We start from the raw sequence: 19,367 nt of genomic DNA on the forward strand, positions 1-19,367 counted from the left end.
TCTTATAATGTTTTGAGTTTATTATGTCAGATGAATTGCTGATTAATGTCACGCCGATGGAGTGCCGCGTCGCATTAATTGAAAATGGAACAGTAAATGAGCTTTTTGTCGAACGTACGGTAAAACGTGGTTTGGTTGGTAATATCTATAAAGGCAAAGTCGTGCGCGTACTTCCTGGTATGCAGGCTGCTTTTGTCGATATTGGTTTATCGAGAACTGCATTTTTACATATTAACGATATGGTCTGGTCACGTAACCAGCCAACGCCCAATGTTTTTGATCTCCTTCAACCTGGGCAAATCCTGACGGTTCAGGTGATGAAAGATATGCTGGGAACCAAAGGCGCACGCCTAAGTACCGATCTTTCAATTCCCTCGCGTTATTTGGTTTTAATGCCGTTTGGTAACCATATCGGAGTTTCTCAGCGTATTGAATCAGAACAAGAGCGTGATCGCTTGCGGACATTGATTGAAAAAATCCAGAAAGAGCATCAGTTACCAGGTAGTGTGATTGTGAGAACGGCTGCTGAAGGAATTGATGAAGCCTCAATTGCACAGGATATGAATTATCTGGCAAAACTCTGGGAATATATCCAGCGTAAGCAAAAAAGTATTGCGGTGCCTTCTCTTATTTTTGAAGAATTACCATTACATCAGCGTATCGTACGTGATCTGGCATCTGAATCGACCAGTAAGATTTGCATCGATTCACGAGAAATTCATGCAAAACTCAAAGATTTTATTGATGAGTTTATGCCAGAAATGCAAAGCCGCCTGATTCATTATCCAGGTGAGCGTCCGCTATTTGATCTTTACAATGTTGAAGAGGATATTCAAAAAGCCTTACAAACCCGCGTGGCATTGAAGTCTGGTGGCTACCTGATGATTGATCAGACTGAAGCCATGACCACTATTGATGTTAATACGGGGTCTTATGTGGGTGGACGTAGCCTTGAAGACACTGTGTTTAAAACCAATATGGAAGCGACTCAGGTGATTGCCCGCCAGTTACGCTTACGTAATTTGGGTGGCATTATTATTATTGACTTTATTGATATGCAAGAAGCCACGCATCGTGATGAAGTCATGAAGCAGTTTGAGCGCATGCTTGAGCGCGATCATGCTAAAACTAAAATTACACAGGTTTCCGAGCTTGGTCTGGTCGAAATGACGCGTAAGCGTACCCGTGAATCACTTGAACACTTGTTGTGTGAGTCATGTCCAACCTGTCAGGGGCGCGGTTTTGTAAAAACAGCAGAAACGGTATGCTATGAAATTTTCCGTGAAATTTTACGCTATGCACGTGCTTATCAATCTCAGGCAGGATTTATGGTGGTTGCCAATCCATTAGTGATTGACAGATTGTTAACTGCCGAAGCGCCAGCAGTGGCAGATTTAGAGCACTTTATTAACCGAGTAATCAAATTTCAGGTGGAAAACCTCTATACGCAAGAGCAATACGATATCATTCTTAGTTGATTTTGTAACAGAATTTCGCATAAGCCTTGTTACAACTCGCTGTTTACTTTCATTGAGCATTTCCCAATACTATAAACTTAAGTGAGTAGCCAAAGACCTTTAGTCTTAGCCAGATGGGGAATTGAAATATGCATATGCGAGAAGATAACAATTTGACAAACCATACTCAAACCAACGCAGAGCATCGTCCTGTTAAAAACGATTGTTATATGGTTGATGAACACGGTAAAGAAGTCCAGATCACCACTTCAATGGTACAAGATATTTGTATTAAGTTGCTTGAGCAATGTCGTACAGTCAGAAGTTAAAATAAAAGGGCGAATCATACGCCCTTTTATTTGTGTTAAAAAATTGAAAAGTTGGGTTTAACCCACGTGTTTTAAATCTGCTTTCTGCTCTTCAGAGACAGATACCGTTCCAAGGTGGCGCTCATAATTTTGAATTTCTTGTTCAAGGAGCATCAGTAAACTTTGTACTTTAGGTAAAGTATTACGGCATGCCACAATTCCCACTTCAAGTTTATCTAAATAACTCGTCAGCGTAATATTCAATGCCTGTCCATCAAAGACAACAGATGCGGGATATAGCGCTTCTAGTTTCGCTCCATTCCAGTACAGCGGTTCACGTGGACCTGGAACATTGGAAATCACGAGATTAAATGCCTGATGCTTAGGCATCAGCCCAGAAATAATATTTAAACCCGCAGCAGCATATACAAATGCGCTATAGCCTAAAATTTGGTCTTGGGTCATGCGCTTAAAGCGGGTTTTGGCGTTACTGACGCTACGCGAAATAATTTTTGCACGTTCAATCGGGTCACTGATATGTGTTGCCAGATTGGCAAGAATCATGGTGATGCGGTTGCTGGTATCAGAGTCATTATCTGAACGGATTGAGGTCGGTACCATTGCAATCAGTGGCTTGGCAGGCAGGCTGTTCAAGCTTATCAAGTATTCACGTAAAGCACCTGAGCAGACCGAAAGAATCACATCATTTAAGGTAATCTGTAAGGCTTTGGCAATATGACGGAAGCGCTGCAGGTTAAAAGATTGTGCTGCAAAACGTCGAGATGCACTGATACGCTGGTTTAAAATACAGGCAGGGGCCTGAAAGCTTGAGACGTAGTCAGGGTCATGGCGACGGTCATGTAGAGCCTGAGTCAGTTCATGATATACGCCAGGCACAATATTCATTTGTTGTTTTAAGTGGTCTAGCTTACTGCTCAAGCGGCGAACGGGATTCTTGTTCTCTTGTTGTGGGCGGCGCTTTTCAATACACCACGGCGGTACGATGCTGTGAATATTCGGATCTTTGGCAAAAGATTTTTCCATCAAACGCATACTGGCGACACCATCAACCATGGCATGATGAATTTTGAAGTACATTGCAAAACGGTTGCCTTCAATACCTTCAATGATAGTACATGTCCAAAGTGGTTTGGCGCGGTCAATTAAAGTGCCATGTTCTTGTGAAATGTAAATCAGCAGCTCGCGAATACGTCCAGGGTGAGGCAGGGCAATATGTCGAAAGTGATGGTCAAGATCAAATTCGTCATCTTTATCCCAAAATAGGCCATTGAGGGTATTGTTGAATGGTGCAACGGGTTTGCATTTTGAATTACGAATATCAGTAACCAAGTCCTGAATAAAGGTCGTAGGAGAGTTTTTGGGAATTTGAAATAGAAACAATCCCCCTACATGCATAGGCTGCTGTCTTTTTTCTAGAGATAAAAAAATAAAGTCGATTGGGTGTAATGGTCGCATTACGATGTGCCTCACTGCCTATGCCTATTTATTCAGTATATGACTGATTGTCATTCTATTTTTGCTTACTTTTGTTATAAGTATATACTGAAAAATCAGTCGTCCAAACTATCAGTATAAATAAATAACCACTGCAAAGCAGTGGTTATTTATAAAAAGTCTATAACAAATTATTTTTTCAAGTTGCCAGCATGCAAGCCACATTCTTTATGTGTCGCTTCTTCCCACCACCAGCGACCTTCACGTTCGTGCTGGTTGGGTAAAACTGCACGTGTACAAGGTTCACAGCCGATGGATATAAAACCACGCTCATGTAGTGCGTTATATGGGATTTCCATCATGCGAATATAATTCCACACGTCAGCACTTGACCAGTTGGCAAGCGGGTTGTATTTGATGAGTTGTTTGCCTGGGCCTGAAAAGCCTGCATCGGCTTGAATCACTGGAATTTCATTACGTGTGCCTGGACTTTGATCTTTGCGCTGACCTGTAATCCAGCCATCAAGTGTTGCCAGTTTTTTACGAAGCGGCTGAACTTTACGCACACCACAACATTCCTGATGCCCATCTGCAAAAAAGCTAAACATGCCTTTTTCAGTCACCAGTTTTTGTACAGCTTCAGATTCTGGGAAGCAGATTTCAATATCGATTTTATAAAATTTGCGAACGGCTTCTAAAAATTGATAGGTTTCTGGATGTAAGCGTCCTGTATCTAAGCTAAACACGCGAAACGGTTTGCGCAGGCGATAGGCCATATCAATCAGCACGACGTCTTCTGCACCTGAGAAGGAAATGGCAACTTCGCCCTGTTGGTTTAAAGCAAGCTCAAGAATTTCACTTGGTGATTTGTCTGTATATTCGGCAGCAAGTGCATCAATCAGATCAATAGAGGGAATGGTGTCGGTCATGGTTATTCCTGGCTGTCAGCTTGGATGCTTATTAATAAGACAGAGATAAAGTCAAAATGAAATAAAGTAAAGCATAAAATCAAGAGATAAATAAAAGGTAAATACTTATAAGTAAAATCGATTTAAGTAATATCATCCAATTCGTCAGGTTTGGCGCTATGATCCTCAAATTTTGAACAACGAACAATATGAGAAAAGGTCGATAGAAATCATTTGCCTTGACCTGAATAGCGATATCATTTTGCTTGAAAATAGCGTTTAAGCAATCAGAAGCATATAACTTGCCATATTCCAAAGCATGACATGTGGGTCATGCACCATTTAAATGGTTTAAAACTGCATGACTTATTATTGAATGTTCCAACAATATAATTTAGCAATTTTCAGATATTTATAAAGATGAAAAGTTAAAAGATATCGTGCATTGAGTGTCATCGCGTACGATGATAAACTAAAATGTGAAGGTGTAGAGCATCTATGTCTTATTCGTATTTTGCAAAAATCCAACTAAAATAATCAAAATTTTATTGAAATGACGCATAGCATTTTTTACTGAGCAGTATAATCGTGGCATTGTTTTTCCTTATCTCCCAAACTTTAAGATGGTTATGTCTATATCTACTCAACCAGCGCAGCAAGGAAGCTGGATTAGTGTGATAGCACTCGCTTTAGCCGCTTTTATTTTTAATACCACAGAATTTGTGCCTGTTGCATTGCTCAGTGATATTGCACAAAGTTTTCATATGCAGGCTGAACAGGTCGGCATTATGTTGACGATTTATGCATGGGTGGTGGCTCTGACTTCATTACCAATGATGCTGATGACCCGCAATATGGAACGCAAGGCATTATTACTGTCGATCTTTTTACTGTTTATGATGAGTCATTTGCTGTCGAGTATTGCCAGTAATTTTATGATTCTCTTGATCAGCCGTATCGGGATTGCTTTTGCACATGCTATTTTCTGGTCAATTACCGCGTCATTAGCGGTGCGTGTTGCCCCCGCAGGAAAAGGGGTGCAGGCACTTGGATTACTTTCTACAGGAACGGTACTGGCACTGGTACTGGGGATTCCATTTGGTCGGGTGATTGGTGAATGGTTTGGCTGGCGCAATACCTTTGCACTGATTGCAGGCTTGGCGCTGTTGACCATGCTTATTCTTTGGACCACGCTACCTAAATTGCCAAGTCAAAACTCGGGTTCATTGAGTAGTTTACCTATCTTGCTCAAACGTCCTGCATTGCTCTTATTGTATCTTGCAACGATTGTGGTGATTACCGCGCAATTTACTGGCTATAGTTATATAGAACCTTTTACCTTGCATATTGCACATTTTCAATCGGCACAAACCACGTCACTATTGTTGATTTATGGTGGTTCAGGAATTTTGGCGTCAGTTTTGTTTAGCCGATTTAGTCGTAAATTCCCAAAAACTTTTGTGATGGCATCTAGTCTAGGAATCAGTATCTCAATGTTGCTGTTGTTGCCATTGGCAACTCATGTAATGGGTTTAATGACGCTCACCGTATTTTGGGGGCTGGCAATTATGAGTTTTGGTCTGGCATTGCAGTCCAAAGTTTTGCAATTAGCCCCTGATGCCACAGATGTTGCCATGTCATTATTTTCAGGGTTATATAATGTCGGAATTGGCGGCGGCGCGTTGCTCGGCAGCATCGTCAGTTTGCATTATGGTTTACAGTCGATTGGAATGATTGGTGGCGTTTTGGGCTTAATCGGTTGTGTAATCTGTTTTGTGATGATCAAACGACCTGATTTTATGCCAAAAGCAAGACATTAATTAATAAGCAACGGTACGCGTAAAGAGTAACGGTTCAGCTCCCAGATTGGCATAGCTGTAGGGAACGGAGCTGGCATAGACAAAAGATGAACCTGCACTGAGCTGATGTTGCACACCATCTAGCGTCAGGGTCAATGAACCTTGCACAATATACAGCAGTTCGCTCCAGCCTTCGGGATCGGCTTCTGCCTGATAAACATCACCACTGGCAAGTGACCATGTCCATAATTCAACCTGTTGCTGGGCAGGGGCAGAGCAGTGTAGCTCGGCAAAGCTATTGCCATTTGTACTTTGCCAAGTTTTAACACGATGAATATGTGGATTTTTTGCAGTAGGTGAGCTGACTAACTCGGCAAAAGAAACCTGTAAAACACTGGCAATCGCAGCCAGTTTGGTCAGGCTGATATTCATTTCGCCTGATTCCAAGCCTGCAATGGTACGCCGACTGACCCCAGACTGATCTGCCAATTGTTGTTGGCTGAGTTGGTGTTGTTCGCGTAAGCGTTTCAGGTTATCACTGACATATTCTAAAATTCCCTGTTGAGTCATGCATGAACACCATAAAACTGCGAATTAACCGTCGGGAAGATTAGCATATTTGTGCAATATATTGCGCAAAAAACTTAATGATTATATGATGTGCAGTATATTGCACAATTTGTTCAAAATCATGCCTAAAACTTTTTTGCATACTTATGCGCCGCAGCTCTCCTTAATCTTGATCACCTTGATTTGGGGCAGTACATTTCTCATCGTCCAGCATGCATTGAGTGCCAGTTCGCCGATGTTTTTTGTGGGTTGCCGTTTTGCAGCAGCAGCGGGCATTATGACGGTATTGTCTTGGAAAATACTGTCTGGCATATCGCGCTATGATGTCATTGCAGGTGGATACATTGGGATCATGATTGCAATTGGTTATGGTGCACAAACCATTGGTCTGCAAACAATTTCGAGTAGTGAGTCTGCTTTTTTAACCGCGCTTTATGTCCCGATGGTCCCTATTTTACAATTGTTGATCTTTAAGAAAGTACCCAAACCGATGATGTGGTGCGCCGCAGCTTTTGCATTTATTGGCTTAATTTTATTGACTGGAAATGGTTTTTCACGCATTCAGCTGAATGCAGGGCAAATGATTACTTTATTTGGTGCGATTGCGATTGCCATGGAAATTATTCTGATCAGTTACTTTGCAGGACGGGTTAATACGCAATGCGTCACGGTTATTCAGTTATTGATTGCTTCAGTTTGTGCATTTGTCAGTATGCCAATGGTCGGGGAAGTGAGCATTCCACATTTTAGCTGGACCTTATTCTTTACGGTCACTGGATTAGGCCTTGCGAGTGCACTGATTCAGTTAACCATGAACTGGGCGCAACGTTCGGTTGACCCTTCACAAGCGGCGATTATTTATGCGGGTGAACCTGTTTGGGCAGGTGTCTTTGGGCGCTTGGCAGGTGAGCGCTTAGGGGGAATGGCATTGCTGGGTGGATTGTGTGTGGTTTTTGGAGTGATCTTAAGTGAAATGAAGTGGAGTCGGAAAAAGAAGCCTTCTAAAGTTGCTTATGAAGATCACAGCTAATATAGCGGATCATTGAATTCAGTCTCACACGAAAAACCTTATGAAATAGTATTTTACGAAAATACTTTTGCACGATGATCTTTAAAGTTGAGTTATCGCATTTCAAAGCATCTATGTGATAGCAAACTGGATTACTGTTTTATATTGCGATAGCTCGACAACTTACGCTGTTTCAAGACTCGGCACTTCAAGGGCTGTATAAGCATGTTGCAGATCATTGGATTGAGCCCAAATTATTTCATTATTTAAACCAATGGTTTCTTTCATCATCTTTACTCGCCGTTGTTCTTCCTAAGCAACATTGAGGTTCCATTTCAATGAAGCACAAGAGAAATCAAATCGACTTATGAAAGAAAATCTATGGAGTATCCATGGCAATCTGTATTTTTTATTTAAGAGCAGATTGAATCAGTGGATAGGCATTATTCAGCAATATACCTTGTGCTTTTGCATTGGGATGAACCAGATCTTTTTGCATGAGTTGATTATTGCCTGCAATGCCTTGCATGAAAAATGGCAATAACTGAACTTTGTATTGTTGACTCACCGTACGGTAACTTTGTTCAAAGGCTTTACTGTATGCCGTGCCGTAATTGGGTGGAATCTTCATACCTAGCACAATCACTTTGGCATGAGCTTGCTGGCTCAGTTGAATCATTTTTGCCAGATTCTGCTGTAACGTTTGCGGGGGTTGCCCACGTAAACCATCATTGCCGCCCAGTTCCAAAACCACAACATCGGGGCGATGAGTTTTTAAGGCTAAAGGAAAACGTGCCAGCCCGCCTGAAGTGGTTTCGCCACTCACACTGGCATTGACCACGTTGTGTTTTTTCGGATACTGTTGTTCAAGACGTTTTTGTAATAAATGAACCCAACCTTGTTCGGGGTTCAAACCATAACCAGCACTAATACTATCACCATAGACCATCACAGTTTTTGCTGTTGCTGTATGTGTACCCAATATACCTGTGCCAATCAATGCAAGTACTGAAACATAGACCGCGTGTTTGTTATTTTGCATTTGGCTTGTCCTATGATTTTTTATGGATGTTTCTCATCATGCCACAACCGATTCTTCGCGCCCAGCATTTAAGCCAGCAAATTCAGGTTCAAAACAAAACCCTGCAAATCTTACAAGATATTCAGCTTGAAATTTTTGCAGGAGAGCAGGTTGCGATTACGGGGCGTTCGGGTTCAGGCAAATCAACTTTATTGGGTTTGTTGGCAACGCTGGATCAAGCCAGTTCAGGGCAGCTCTGGTTATGTGAGCAACCTGTACATGAGCTAAATGAAGAACAGCGGGCAAAATTGCGTTTGCAATACACAGGATTTGTTTTCCAGTCTTTTCAGTTACTCAGTCATTTGTCAGCATTGGAAAATGTACTGTTACCGTTACGCCTACAGCCTAATTTTCATTATGCCACTGCGGTTGCCAAGGCTAAAAAACTGTTGCAACAAGTGGGTTTGGAACGTCAAATTGATCAGACGCCACAAGTTTTGTCGGGTGGAGAGCAGCAGCGTGTTGCGATTGCCCGAGCACTGGTGGCAGAACCGAAAATCATCTTTGCCGATGAACCGACTGGAAACTTAGATGAACAAACAGCGCAAGAAGTAGAGCAGCTGTTATTTCGTCTCAATCAGGACATGGGCGTAACGCTGGTACTGGTGACGCATGACATGAATCTGGCATCGCAATGTCAGCGGCATTTTATTTTGCATGATGGACAGCTTTGTGAACAACAGGGGTAGCCTATGAATCATTTGATTAAACCCTTATTGCAGCAGAGTTTTCGCAGTCAGGGCGTGTGGCTGCTGATTGTGGCTCTCAGTCTGGCGATTTGTGCTACAACTGCCTTGAAATTTAGTAATGGGCAAATTCAGCAAGCGATTTTATTGCAAGCAGCGCAATTGCTGGGTGGTGATATGGCGATCACAGATACCAAGCCGATTGCTGCCGAATATATCCAGCAGGCAAAACAACAGCAGTTGCAACAGGCTCAGGTGACGGTCTTTAGCAGTATGGCACATACGCAAGATCAGTTTGTGATGGTCACGGTCAAAGCCATTGATCAGGCATTTCCGTTGCGAGGGAGTTTACAGATTCACCCTGCTACGCGACAGATTCAGGCGGGAGAGGTCTGGTTGAGTCAACGTGCCCAAGACTTGTTGCACGTCAAACTGGGTGACGCGGTGTTTATTGCCGATGCTGAATTTAAATTTACAGGGTTGATTGAGCAAGACAGCAATCAGGAAACAGGCTTTTCTGGTTTCTCGCCAACAGTGATGATCAATCAGCAAGATGTGGTACGCACACATGCCATTCAGGCAGGCAGTCGGATTGAATACCGTTTGTTACTGGCAGGTCAGGCTCAGGCGGTAGAGGATTATCAGCACTGGTTTAACTTAAAAAATCCACATGCCAGTGACCCACAGCGTGATCCTGCCAATGCCGATAATAATCTGCAATTACGCTCTGCAAAACAGGGCAATACCCGTTTACTCAAGCCGCTAGAAAATCTAGATACTTTCCTGCAACTCACCAATTTGCTGACGATTTTACTCTGTGGTGTTGCGATTGCCTTGTCGAGTCGCCGTTATGTGCAACAAACTCAAGATCAGATTGCGTTACTGCGTTGTCTAGGCGCCAGTCAACGTCAAATCATGGGTGCAATTGCGATTTTACTCTTAATTGTCATGCTGATTGCTTCAGGCATCGGAGGGATTTTAGGCGGGTTATTGGGTATCGGGTTATTACAACTGATGCTGCAATTTGTGCCGAGTCTTCAGATGCAAATTGAAGTGCTTAGCAGTATTTTACAACCTTTACCGATTGGCTTTTTAACCAGTGCCATCGTCTTACTTGGGTTTATTTTCCCCAATATTTACCAGCTCTTGCGGACACCACCAATTCGGGTGATTCGCCAAGTACCCGCTTTTGGGCGAGTTTATGTCTGGACATTTTTAACAGGTCTAACCAGCCTGATTTTATTTAGTGTGTTGTTGACGCATGCGATTCAACTGACCTTGCTCGTGCTGCTGAGTGTTTGTGTTGTTGGGCTGTTGATGTATGGCATGTTATGGCTGGTTTTGCGTGAGATTAAACGCAGCCAAAGTAACTGGGCAATGTATGTGCGTGTGCCATCGCAAACAGCGTTACAAATGACGGCGTTGGCACTTGGAATTAGCCTGATTTCGGTGCTGATTGTGCTGCGTACAGACTTGTTATCGCGTTGGCAGCAAGAACTTCCAGCCAATACGCCGAATCAGTTTATTTATGGTTTGTCACCCATGGATAAGCCAAGTTTTGAGCAACAACTGCAACGCTATGGCTGGGGAAATACGCTACTCTATCCCAATGTACGTGGACGCTTGATTGCACATAACGATCAGGCATTTACCCCACAGCAGATTGAACAAAATAACGGTTTACGCCGTGAACTTAATCTGACCCAGTCTGCAAGCTACCCTGCCGATAATGTTATTACGCAAGGCACAGCTCAACTGCAAAAAGCAGGTGAAGTTTCAGTAGAAGAAAAAACTGCGCAAAGCTTGGGAATTCGGGTGGGTGATCGCTTAACTTTTGCATTGCCCGAAGGCGAACTGCATGCCAAAGTGGTGAATTTACGTCAGGTTGACTGGCAAAGTTTCAGTCCGAATTTTTTCTTTATTTTTGCTCCGAAAACTTTGGATGAAAATGCAGGCAGCTACCTTGCCAGCTTGTATGTGCCATATCGAGACAAAGCTAAGTTATTACAGTTAATTCAGCAGCATAGTACGACAGTCTTTATTGATGTTGGCATGATTCTGGAGCAAATCAAACATCTGCTCAATGTCATGGTGCAGATTGTTACGCTACTGGCGATTCTGGTGGCAGTTTCTGGGATTTTGGTGCTGTTGGCCTGTCTGAACTTACTCATGGATGAACGCAAAAAAGAAGTAGCGTTAATGCGCGCTTTTGGTAGTTCTCAGGCACAAATCAAAAATATGCTAACCCGTGAATTTGCCATGATGGGGCTGTTGTCGGGGCTAGTTGCCTGTTTGTTTGCCGAGGTGATTAGTGCGATTGCCAGTTCGAAGTTGCAGTTAAGTCTGCAACTTCATGTAGGTTTGTGGCTGAGTTTGCCTGTCGGTATGGCGATCTTGTGTGCGTTGGTCGGGCGTTATCGTCTAACTTATCTGACACGGATTAGCCCGTTAAAAAGTCTGCGTGAGCAAAGCTAGGCAGGCATATCAAACTGTTTCAGGATCAGGTGCCATAAGGGCAGTAAGCCTGCTTGGACAAGATGCTGACAGTACAGATAACTGGCAATTAACAGCGCAATCCCGACACTCAGGCCAAGCAAACTGCCAAGGGTATTACGTTCGTGAACGGTACAGCGATACCAGATCAGGCTTTGCACGACACCCATGATTGCACCGCCCAAATGCGCGGCATTGTTAATGTTGGGAATCAGCATACCCAAGGTGAGGTTAATGCCCATAATGAGCAATAAACTACGTTTCACCAGTACAAAAGGCACATTGGGTAGGTTAGGAAATAATGACAAGACAGTCAGCGCACTGCCCAAGCCCATAATTGCGCCCGATGCACCTGCATTGACGCTCGGTAGCAGGGCAGTATTGGCGGTTTCTAAGTACAAATAACTATGATGAATATTTAACCAGCTACTGAGCAAGCTGCCAGCTAAGCCACAGCAGATATACATGCCTAGAAAATAAAAACGTCCGAAAATCTGCTCGGCAAGACTGCCAAAAATATACAGTGCCCACATGTTGAGTGCCAAATGCAGAAAACCAAAATGAAAAAACATACTGGTAAATAACCTCACTGGCTCAGACAAAAAGGTCAATGGTGCAAAGTCTGCTCCCCAAGTCAATGCAGCGTCAATGCTTGGTTGACTTGGATTGATACCGACTGCAATTTGCCATAAATATAACCCAACATTGATACCAATTAAGGTGGCTGTAATCCACCAAAGCTGAACATCAAGGTTGCTGCGATAAAACGGAGGCTGTTGCATCTCAGACATGGTATGCTGTGTCGATTTTTTAAAAACTCAGCTTAACATATCGGGTGAGATTGGGAGTAGTTGCACATCATGAAAACATTGTTCATGCGTATTTTTTTGATTTTAATGACTTTGTTTATGGTGGTTCAACTCTGGATCTTTGCCAGTTTGTTGTGGTGGCGAACGCACCCCGTAGACCGCAGCATGTTTATGCGTATCGATGCATTTCAGTATCCTGATGAAACGCTACAACATAAGTGGCGTGATTATGATGAAATCAGCAATCAGTTTAAACATGCTGTCGTGGCAGCGGAAGATGGTAAGTTTTTGCACCATCATGGCTTTGACTTTGAAGGGATGCAGGTTGCCTTACATCGTAACGAAAAAGCAGATGAAATTGTGGCGGGTGGTTCGACCATTTCTCAGCAACTGGCAAAAAACCTGTTTTTGTTTAATCAGCGTTCTTTCGTTCGCAAAGGGCAAGAAGCCATTGCGACATGGATGATGGAACGTATGTGGTCAAAACAACGCATTCTTGAAGTGTATATGAACTCGGTAGAACTGGGGGCTAACATTTATGGTGTCGAAGCGGCATCACGTCATTATTTTCATAAAAGTAGCAAAAATCTGACACGTGAACAGGCGATTTTCTTAGCGGCTTTATTGCCGAATCCACGTTATTATCAGCAACATCCTGAAGATGAGAAATTTAGATTCCGTAAGCGTTTTATTGCGAAATACATTCGATATAGCCAAATTCCAACATAGACATATTCACTTGCATAGTTTATGTTCAAACTTTATGAAATTGTCATAAATATGCAGCATACTGCTCAAATAACATGAAAAATACGTATGGAACGACATATGAATACCGAAGTATCTCCTGCGCCGACACCAGCACCTGTTGCTAAACGTGTAACTGCCGCGGATTATGCTTATAACGACCGTTATATTAATCGTGAACTCTCGATTTTAGATTTCCATTTACGGGTGCTTGAACAAGCTGTAGATCCATTACACCCATTACTTGAACGCTTAAATTTTTTATTAATTTTTTCACGCAACCTCGATGAATTTTTTGAGATTCGTGTTGCGGGTGTCATGGAACAACTGACTTTGGGTAATGAAAGTCATAGCCCAGATGGTTTGACTCCCAAGCAAGTTTTAGAACAGATCTCAAAAACTGCGCATATCGCGATTGAACGTCAGTATCGTATTTTAAATCAGGAAATTCTAGCGCGCTTACGTGAAGAGGATATTTGCTTCTTGCGCCGTGGGGAGTTAACTCCTGCGCAAACGGCATGGATTAAGAAGTATTTTCAAGAACAGGTTGCGCCTGTACTCACGCCAATTAGTTTAGATCCAGCGCATCCATTTCCGCGTTTAGTCAATAAAAGCTTAAACTTTATTGTCACTTTAGAAGGTAAAGATGCCTTTGGTCGTCAAATTGATCTGGCGGTCGTACCTGCGCCACGTTCATTACCACGAGTAGTTCGCTTGCCTGATGAATTGACCGATGGTAAAGAACACCATGTCATGCTATCAGCGATTATTCATGAGCATGTTTCTGATTTATTCCCTGGTATGACTGCAACAGGCTGTTATCAGTTCCGCGTCACACGAAATGCTGACTTGGCTTTGAATGAAGATGTTGATGATTTAGCAAAAGCACTCAAAGGTGAACTCAGCTCACGCCGTTTTGGTCGCGCAGTGCGTTTGGAAGTGACAGAAAACTGCCCGAAACATATTTATGAGTATTTGCTGAATGAATTTGAGCTGGATGAAGACCAGCTTTATAAAGTTGATGGTCCTGTCAATTTGGCACGCTTGTTGTCGAATTTCAAACGCCCACATCTAAAATATGATGCGTTTACGCCAGTGATTCCAAAGGTGCTAACCAAGTCTGAAAATATCTTTGCGGCAATGCGTAAACAAGATATTTTACTGCATCATCCGTTTGAATCTTTTGCGCCAGTGATTTCATTTCTGCGTGAAGCTGCGCGTGATCCACAAGTCTTGGCGATCAAGCAAACTTTGTACCGTAGTGGAGCAAACTCAGAGATTGTGCAGGTGTTGGCAGAAGCCGCTCGTAATGGCAAAGAAGTTACTGCTGTAATCGAGTTGCGTGCCCGCTTTGATGAAGAGTCCAATATCGAAGTTGCTAATGTTTTGCAAGAGGCAGGAGCAGTCGTGGTATACGGTATTGTGGGTTATAAAACCCATGCCAAAATGATTTTGGTCGTACGCCGTGAAAACAATAAATTGGTACGTTATGCACATTTGGGTACAGGTAACTATCATGCGGGTAATGCACGAATTTATACCGACTATGGCTTGCTGACTACAGAGAAAGAACTTTGCGAAGATGTGCATCGCATTTTCCAAGAACTGACAGGTATGGGGAAAATGGCAAAGCTGAAAAAGCTGCTACATGCGCCATTTACCTTACATAGCCACCTCGTTAGTTGTATTGATGATGAAATTGCAGCCGCAAAAGCAGGTAAAGAAGCAAGAATCATCATTAAAGTGAATGCTTTGACTGAAGTTCAGCTCATTAACAAACTCTATGAAGCTTCACAAGCTGGTGTACAGATTGACTTGATTATTCGTTCAATTTGTTGCTTACGCCCAGGGCTACCTGGTTTATCAGAAAATATTCGGGTACGTTCAATTGTTGGGCGTTTTCTTGAACATACGCGAGTGTATTATTTTGCCAATCAGGGCAATGCGCGAATTTACTGTTCAAGTGCTGACTGGATGAACCGCAACTTGTTTAATCGTGTGGAAGCCTGTTTCCCGATCGAAGATCCTTCACTGCGTAAACGCATTTATCAGTTTGGTTTGCTTAATTATTTACAAGATAATCAGCAGGCATGGTTGTTGCAAGGTGACGGGGTTTGGGTACGTGTACAGCCAAAACAAGGCGAGCCATTATATAATGCTCAGCAAACCTTGCTTGAATCCTTCCGCTAAATATAAAGCTTCTGTTGGAGCTATTTCCCAAAATATTTAAATGAAAAGCCTCAATTGAGGCTTTTTTGTATTTTTCAGATACTGCAATTCAGTGCTTTGAATGCTTAACGTTTTATTTCGATAGGCTCAGTATGCTCGCGGGCTTCGTGTAGAGTTTTATACAGTTTGGCAGAAATGAAGATGCACTGCATAAAGTTATCTCGAGATAAGTTGTCTATGAGATATTTTAAAAGTCATATGAATGAGATGGATGTTTGATGCATAGTATTGAATAAATTTAAAGCGTTAGGCAGACTTGGTATTCAAGTTATATCTTAAACTTGATAACGATAAGAATTCTTTAATTTGAATATGCTGATGCAACAAGACCTCTGTGGCTCAATCTCGGATTTTATTCGTTATGCCATTTACTATTTCACATGCTGTGCTTGCTTTACCACTTAGAAAATTATTTAAACATCAGTTGCCTATGGCAGGTCTTGCAATAGGATGTATGGCACCTGACCTTGCGTGGCTATTCAGCGCGAATGTGCAATCACACCAATGGTCTAGTCTGGTTTTTCCCGATTTATTGGTTGGTTTATTCTTTGCAGCAATATGGTATTTGATTTGGCGTCCTATATTTTATGACTATTTTAGAATCAGGGATCCATTACAGATCGTCGATATAGATGGTTATTGTGATTTCTTTCTTAAATTATCTATAGCAATTATTTTAGGGACAATTACCCATGTCTTGTGGGATGGTTTTAGTCATGATGATGTTAAAAATATCGCTTTTAAGGAGCTTTTGAGTCAGCCGATTGTATTTTTAAATATACAGACTAAAGTTTCTATACTCACGCAGGTTTTATTTTCTATAGTTCCTCTTCCGATCATTTTTTACATATTATATTGCTATTATCAAGATCATAAGGATGTGCTTCAGGCGAGGTCGATAAGTTCACTATTCATCATATTGTGTGTTATCGGTGCAATGATCTTCGGCATAATACAGGTTGAAAAATTAGTAGAAAATCATGCTTATGAAACTGTTTCTTGGTTTTCTTATCAAATGTTGTCTGCAAGTGTTTTTAGCTTTTTTAGAGGATTTTTAAGCTGTTTCGTGCTAGCTTTTGGCATCTTGAGATTATTCTATATCAAGGTGCTGATATGCAATGAATAAAAAAGAGGAGCCGAAGCTCCTCAAATTGGTTATTTACGGGATTTATAGTCATAACTATATTGATAGTCATAACCGTAACCGTAAGCGCCACTTGTTTTATGAATATCATTAAGAATAACACCATGTACTTCACGACCACTTTGTTTAAAGCGGTTGATGGTGATATCAACTTCTTTTAGGTGGGATTTCCCAAAACGAACCACCAATAAGTTTAAATCTACAGATTGCGAAATGATCGCTGCATCTGTCACTGCAAGAAGTGGTGGTGTATCAATCACAATATGATCATAGTATTGTTTTAATTGCTCAATAATAGCCGCGAATTTCCCATTGTTGAGTAGTTCAGCAGGATTTTTAGGTGACTTACCCCGAGCAATAAATGCCAAGTTTTCAACATTAGTATTCTGAATGACTTGATTTAGTTCTGTAACATTATCAGTGAGTAAATTTGAAAGACCAAGATTGTTAGAGTTAGCAAAATACTGTTGTAAGTAGCCGCGACGCATATCTCCATCAATCAATAGTACACGTTTACCACTTTGTGCCAAAATTGTGGCGAGGTTAATCGCAATAAAAGATTTACCGATTTCAGGAGATGTTCCTGAAATTAGAATGGCCTGATTACCATGCTCTTTGCCCAGTGCAAAATAAATAGCAGTACGTAAACTTCTTAAACTTTCGACAGCTCCATCTTCAGTATCTTTGACTGCTAAAATTGGTAACTGGCGCTTTTTCTTCAGTAAATGAGTGCGACGCAACTGTAACTCTGAACGAGGCACAGTCGCATAAACAGAGATATTAAATTCATCTTCAATTTGTGATGCATCTTTAATACCACTTTGCATCATACTACGAAGCAGCGCTAATAATATGCCAATGAAGCCACCTATAACAATTGAAAACACTAAGATAATCAGTTTTTTAGGTTTAATAGGTTTAATGGGTTCAATCGCCATATCGACAATACGGACATTCCCAATTTCACCAGCTTTTGCAACACTCATGGTTTGGTAAGTGTTTAAAAGGTTTGTATATAATTGATTTTTGACTTCAACATCACGGTAAAATTGCAAATATCTGCGCTGGATGTCGGGTAAACGTTTCAGTGTTGTATCGAGTTCACCAATTTTTTTATTAATTGCATCTAACTGTGCATTAACCTCCTGCATCATGGGATGTTCAGAGGTATATTTGGCAGCAAGTTCAGCTTGCTTTTGTTGCAATTGAGTTTTTTGTGTTTCAAGGTCAATACTTTGCTTTAAATACAGCTCGGATTCCTGATTAACATCTACCGTATTATTCGCTTCACGAAACGCATTAAATTTTCTTTCAGCATCGTCTAAATCTGCTTTAAGTTGTGGGAGCTGTTTATTTAAAAAAGCTAAGGTTTGTTCTTTTTCTGCGGAACTTTGTTGTACATTTTGAGCTTTATAGGTTGATAAAATCGTATTGAGCACATGGGTAATATGTAAACCATCTTGACCTTGGTAACTAACGTTAATAATACCCGTTTGCTTAACTGTTTCAGAAGCAGTGAGGTTGCTTTGAACAGTCTGCACAGCAGAAGGTAAAGATTGTTTTGTTAAAATATAATCTTGATTAATTGGCATTTTTGCAAAAATTGCGACACGCCATGTACCCTCAGTATTTGATGCGATATTGTATTGATTCAGCTTACCTTTGAATACCACAAGGTCTGTTCTTTTATCGGTTAGAGTCAGCTGATCACCAGAAATATGTAAAATGAGGGCTTTATCTTCAAAGCTTTCTGGAACTTTTAACTCTTGAATCGTGAAATTATCACTATCATTATGTACAGCAATATCTTGTACGGAATACTGGGTTTGAAAATCTGATTTAGTAATAATGCGCTGTAATAAAGAATTTTGTGTTGGGCTAACTTGAATGTTCAAGTTTAAGGTTTGTATGGTTGTGCCTAAGACTAAACGTGATTGTAAAATTTGAATCTCAGCTTGAGCTTGTTGCTGTCCAAGACCAGAATCCATGACACTCGATAACTGCTGACCTAAAAGTGCTGCAGAAGCACCGCCTTTGCCTGATTCAATCTGTACTAAACCATTTACAGCATACGTCGCTGGTGTTACACGTAAGTAGAGGATTGCACAGATGAAGCTCAGTAGCATACAAACAGCAATGAGTTTCCACTGCAGAATTAGTGAGTAAAATAATTCTTTTAAATCAATTGTATCGTCAGTCTGTTGCGTTGTATTCATTATCTTCACATTCTAAAATTACAAATATTCGTGCCAGTCTGCTAAGCAATGTTGAATGCTGCTACAGGTTTGGTCAAAAAAGGCTTGGTCTTGTTGATAAGGATCAATAATATCTTTATTTTGCCAGCGCCCAAGTCGGAACACCTTTCCTTTACTAAATGCCCAAGTCTTTTCGATATGTTGTTGTTGGCTCATTGTCATTACCAAGACTAAATCTGCTTGCTTAAGCATAGTTGAGTCAAGCTGCCGAGCAACATGAGTGGAAATATCAATCTGTGCAAGGTGCTGCATAGCATGCATGGCTTTTTCATCTGCAGGGTGTCCAATCATCGCATGAATACCTGCAGATGATACGTCCAGTGTAGGAACCTCTCGTTTAAGCAAATATTCAGCCATTGGGCTACGGCAGATATTTCCAATACAAACAACTAAAAGCTTTTGAAACTTCATCGTCGA

General features: G+C 41.5%; 16 protein-coding genes. 9 read left to right on the plus strand and 7 right to left on the minus strand.

Going from position 1 to position 19,367, the window contains the following annotated elements:
• The first annotated feature begins 23 nt into the window (after positions 1 to 23).
• The gene (rng, locus tag ACX1N5_RS05515; RefSeq protein WP_004750888.1) at positions 24 to 1,478 is read left to right on the plus strand and encodes a ribonuclease G; all 1,455 of its coding nucleotides are present in this window, start codon (positions 24 to 26) and stop codon (positions 1,476 to 1,478) included.
• Positions 1,479 to 1,606: 128 nt separating this feature from the next.
• Positions 1,607 to 1,786, plus strand: a complete 180-nt coding sequence (locus ACX1N5_RS05520; RefSeq protein ID WP_116726517.1) for a PA1571 family protein — start codon at positions 1,607 to 1,609, stop codon at positions 1,784 to 1,786.
• A gap of 57 nt (positions 1,787 to 1,843) precedes the next feature.
• On the opposite strand, the gene ACX1N5_RS05525 is transcribed toward ACX1N5_RS05520, so the two are convergent.
• Together ACX1N5_RS05525 and ACX1N5_RS05530 are read right to left on the minus strand one after the other, a co-directional pair.
• A complete protein-coding gene (locus tag ACX1N5_RS05525; protein WP_458800724.1) occupies positions 1,844 to 3,241 on the minus strand; it encodes a WS/DGAT/MGAT family O-acyltransferase in 1,398 nt (465 codons plus the stop codon).
• A 170-nt stretch (positions 3,242 to 3,411) separates the two neighbouring features.
• On the minus strand, positions 3,412 to 4,149 hold the full coding sequence (locus ACX1N5_RS05530) for a phosphoadenylyl-sulfate reductase (RefSeq protein ID WP_131380450.1): 738 nt from the start codon (positions 4,147 to 4,149) through the stop codon (positions 3,412 to 3,414).
• A 608-nt stretch (positions 4,150 to 4,757) separates the two neighbouring features.
• Here ACX1N5_RS05530 and ACX1N5_RS05535 point away from each other — a divergent pair.
• The gene (locus tag ACX1N5_RS05535; protein WP_458800726.1) at positions 4,758 to 5,948 is read left to right on the plus strand and encodes a sugar transporter; all 1,191 of its coding nucleotides are present in this window, start codon (positions 4,758 to 4,760) and stop codon (positions 5,946 to 5,948) included.
• Here ACX1N5_RS05535 and ACX1N5_RS05540 read toward each other — a convergent pair whose 3' ends face one another.
• Entirely contained in the window at positions 5,949 to 6,497 is a 549-nt protein-coding gene (locus ACX1N5_RS05540) for a helix-turn-helix domain-containing protein (RefSeq protein WP_458800727.1), read from the minus strand. It lies immediately after the preceding gene.
• Positions 6,498 to 6,618: 121 nt separating this feature from the next.
• Here ACX1N5_RS05540 and ACX1N5_RS05545 point away from each other — a divergent pair, with 121 nt between their 5' ends.
• The gene (locus ACX1N5_RS05545; RefSeq protein WP_458800729.1) at positions 6,619 to 7,527 is read left to right on the plus strand and encodes a DMT family transporter; all 909 of its coding nucleotides are present in this window, start codon (positions 6,619 to 6,621) and stop codon (positions 7,525 to 7,527) included.
• A gap of 388 nt (positions 7,528 to 7,915) precedes the next feature.
• Here the strand turns inward: ACX1N5_RS05545 and ACX1N5_RS05550 are convergent, their stop codons facing one another.
• A complete protein-coding gene (locus ACX1N5_RS05550) occupies positions 7,916 to 8,548 on the minus strand; it encodes an arylesterase (RefSeq protein WP_131388302.1) in 633 nt (210 codons plus the stop codon).
• A gap of 38 nt (positions 8,549 to 8,586) precedes the next feature.
• On the opposite strand from ACX1N5_RS05550, the gene ACX1N5_RS05555 reads away from it, so the two are divergent.
• Positions 8,587 to 9,276 carry an ABC transporter ATP-binding protein gene (locus tag ACX1N5_RS05555; protein ID WP_458800731.1) on the plus strand — a complete coding sequence of 230 codons (690 nt, stop codon included), beginning with the start codon at positions 8,587 to 8,589 and terminating at the stop codon, positions 9,274 to 9,276.
• A gap of 3 nt (positions 9,277 to 9,279) precedes the next feature.
• Positions 9,280 to 11,748, plus strand: a complete 2,469-nt coding sequence (locus tag ACX1N5_RS05560; protein WP_458800733.1) for an ABC transporter permease — start codon at positions 9,280 to 9,282, stop codon at positions 11,746 to 11,748.
• On the opposite strand, the gene ACX1N5_RS05565 is transcribed toward ACX1N5_RS05560, so the two are convergent.
• Positions 11,745 to 12,557: a rhomboid family intramembrane serine protease gene (locus ACX1N5_RS05565; protein WP_458800735.1), complete on the minus strand. Its 813-nt coding sequence runs from the start codon at positions 12,555 to 12,557 to the stop codon at positions 11,745 to 11,747. The genes ACX1N5_RS05560 and ACX1N5_RS05565 overlap by 4 nt on opposite strands.
• Before the next feature lie 69 nt (positions 12,558 to 12,626).
• Between ACX1N5_RS05565 and mtgA the strand changes: the two genes are divergently transcribed.
• The 3 genes from mtgA to ACX1N5_RS05580 all read left to right on the plus strand — a co-directional run bounded on the left by mtgA (position 12,627) and on the right by ACX1N5_RS05580 (position 16,677).
• Positions 12,627 to 13,304 (plus strand): monofunctional biosynthetic peptidoglycan transglycosylase, encoded by a 678-nt coding sequence (gene mtgA, locus ACX1N5_RS05570; protein ID WP_458800737.1) that lies wholly within the window; start codon positions 12,627 to 12,629, stop codon positions 13,302 to 13,304.
• A 99-nt stretch (positions 13,305 to 13,403) separates the two neighbouring features.
• Positions 13,404 to 15,512 carry a polyphosphate kinase 1 gene (gene ppk1, locus ACX1N5_RS05575; protein ID WP_131380433.1) on the plus strand — a complete coding sequence of 703 codons (2,109 nt, stop codon included), beginning with the start codon at positions 13,404 to 13,406 and terminating at the stop codon, positions 15,510 to 15,512.
• 400 nt (positions 15,513 to 15,912) lie between these two features.
• On the plus strand, positions 15,913 to 16,677 hold the full coding sequence (locus ACX1N5_RS05580; protein WP_458800739.1) for a DUF4184 family protein: 765 nt from the start codon (positions 15,913 to 15,915) through the stop codon (positions 16,675 to 16,677).
• A 29-nt stretch (positions 16,678 to 16,706) separates the two neighbouring features.
• On the opposite strand, the gene ACX1N5_RS05585 is transcribed toward ACX1N5_RS05580, so the two are convergent.
• A complete protein-coding gene (locus ACX1N5_RS05585; protein ID WP_458800741.1) occupies positions 16,707 to 18,911 on the minus strand; it encodes a polysaccharide biosynthesis tyrosine autokinase in 2,205 nt (734 codons plus the stop codon).
• Positions 18,912 to 18,929: 18 nt separating this feature from the next.
• Positions 18,930 to 19,361 (minus strand): low molecular weight protein-tyrosine-phosphatase, encoded by a 432-nt coding sequence (locus tag ACX1N5_RS05590; protein WP_458800742.1) that lies wholly within the window; start codon positions 19,359 to 19,361, stop codon positions 18,930 to 18,932.
• Positions 19,362 to 19,367 lie beyond the last annotated feature (6 nt).

It is taken from the genome of Acinetobacter sp. ANC 4636 (assembly GCF_054454555.1).

Bases quoted from the DNA above. Each gene is read 5' to 3' on its own strand.
- ACX1N5_RS05545 (WP_458800729.1), top strand. From the start codon at position 6,619: ATGCCTAAAACTTTTTTGCATACTTATGCGCCGCAGCTCTCCTTAATC.
- ACX1N5_RS05555 (WP_458800731.1), top strand. From the start codon at position 8,587: ATGCCACAACCGATTCTTCGCGCCCAGCATTTAAGCCAGCAAATTCAG.
- ACX1N5_RS05585 (WP_458800741.1), bottom strand. From the start codon at position 18,911: ATGAATACAACGCAACAGACTGACGATACAATTGATTTAAAAGAATTA.
- rng (WP_004750888.1), top strand. From the start codon at position 24: ATGTCAGATGAATTGCTGATTAATGTCACGCCGATGGAGTGCCGCGTC.
- ACX1N5_RS05540 (WP_458800727.1), bottom strand. From the start codon at position 6,497: ATGACTCAACAGGGAATTTTAGAATATGTCAGTGATAACCTGAAACGC.
- ACX1N5_RS05590 (WP_458800742.1), bottom strand. From the start codon at position 19,361: ATGAAGTTTCAAAAGCTTTTAGTTGTTTGTATTGGAAATATCTGCCGT.
- ACX1N5_RS05565 (WP_458800735.1), bottom strand. From the start codon at position 12,557: ATGTCTGAGATGCAACAGCCTCCGTTTTATCGCAGCAACCTTGATGTT.
- ppk1 (WP_131380433.1), top strand. From the start codon at position 13,404: ATGAATACCGAAGTATCTCCTGCGCCGACACCAGCACCTGTTGCTAAA.
- ACX1N5_RS05550 (WP_131388302.1), bottom strand. From the start codon at position 8,548: ATGCAAAATAACAAACACGCGGTCTATGTTTCAGTACTTGCATTGATT.
- ACX1N5_RS05560 (WP_458800733.1), top strand. From the start codon at position 9,280: ATGAATCATTTGATTAAACCCTTATTGCAGCAGAGTTTTCGCAGTCAG.
- ACX1N5_RS05530 (WP_131380450.1), bottom strand. From the start codon at position 4,149: ATGACCGACACCATTCCCTCTATTGATCTGATTGATGCACTTGCTGCC.
- ACX1N5_RS05520 (WP_116726517.1), top strand. From the start codon at position 1,607: ATGCATATGCGAGAAGATAACAATTTGACAAACCATACTCAAACCAAC.
- ACX1N5_RS05535 (WP_458800726.1), top strand. From the start codon at position 4,758: ATGTCTATATCTACTCAACCAGCGCAGCAAGGAAGCTGGATTAGTGTG.
- mtgA (WP_458800737.1), top strand. From the start codon at position 12,627: ATGAAAACATTGTTCATGCGTATTTTTTTGATTTTAATGACTTTGTTT.
- ACX1N5_RS05525 (WP_458800724.1), bottom strand. From the start codon at position 3,241: ATGCGACCATTACACCCAATCGACTTTATTTTTTTATCTCTAGAAAAA.
- ACX1N5_RS05580 (WP_458800739.1), top strand. From the start codon at position 15,913: ATGCCATTTACTATTTCACATGCTGTGCTTGCTTTACCACTTAGAAAA.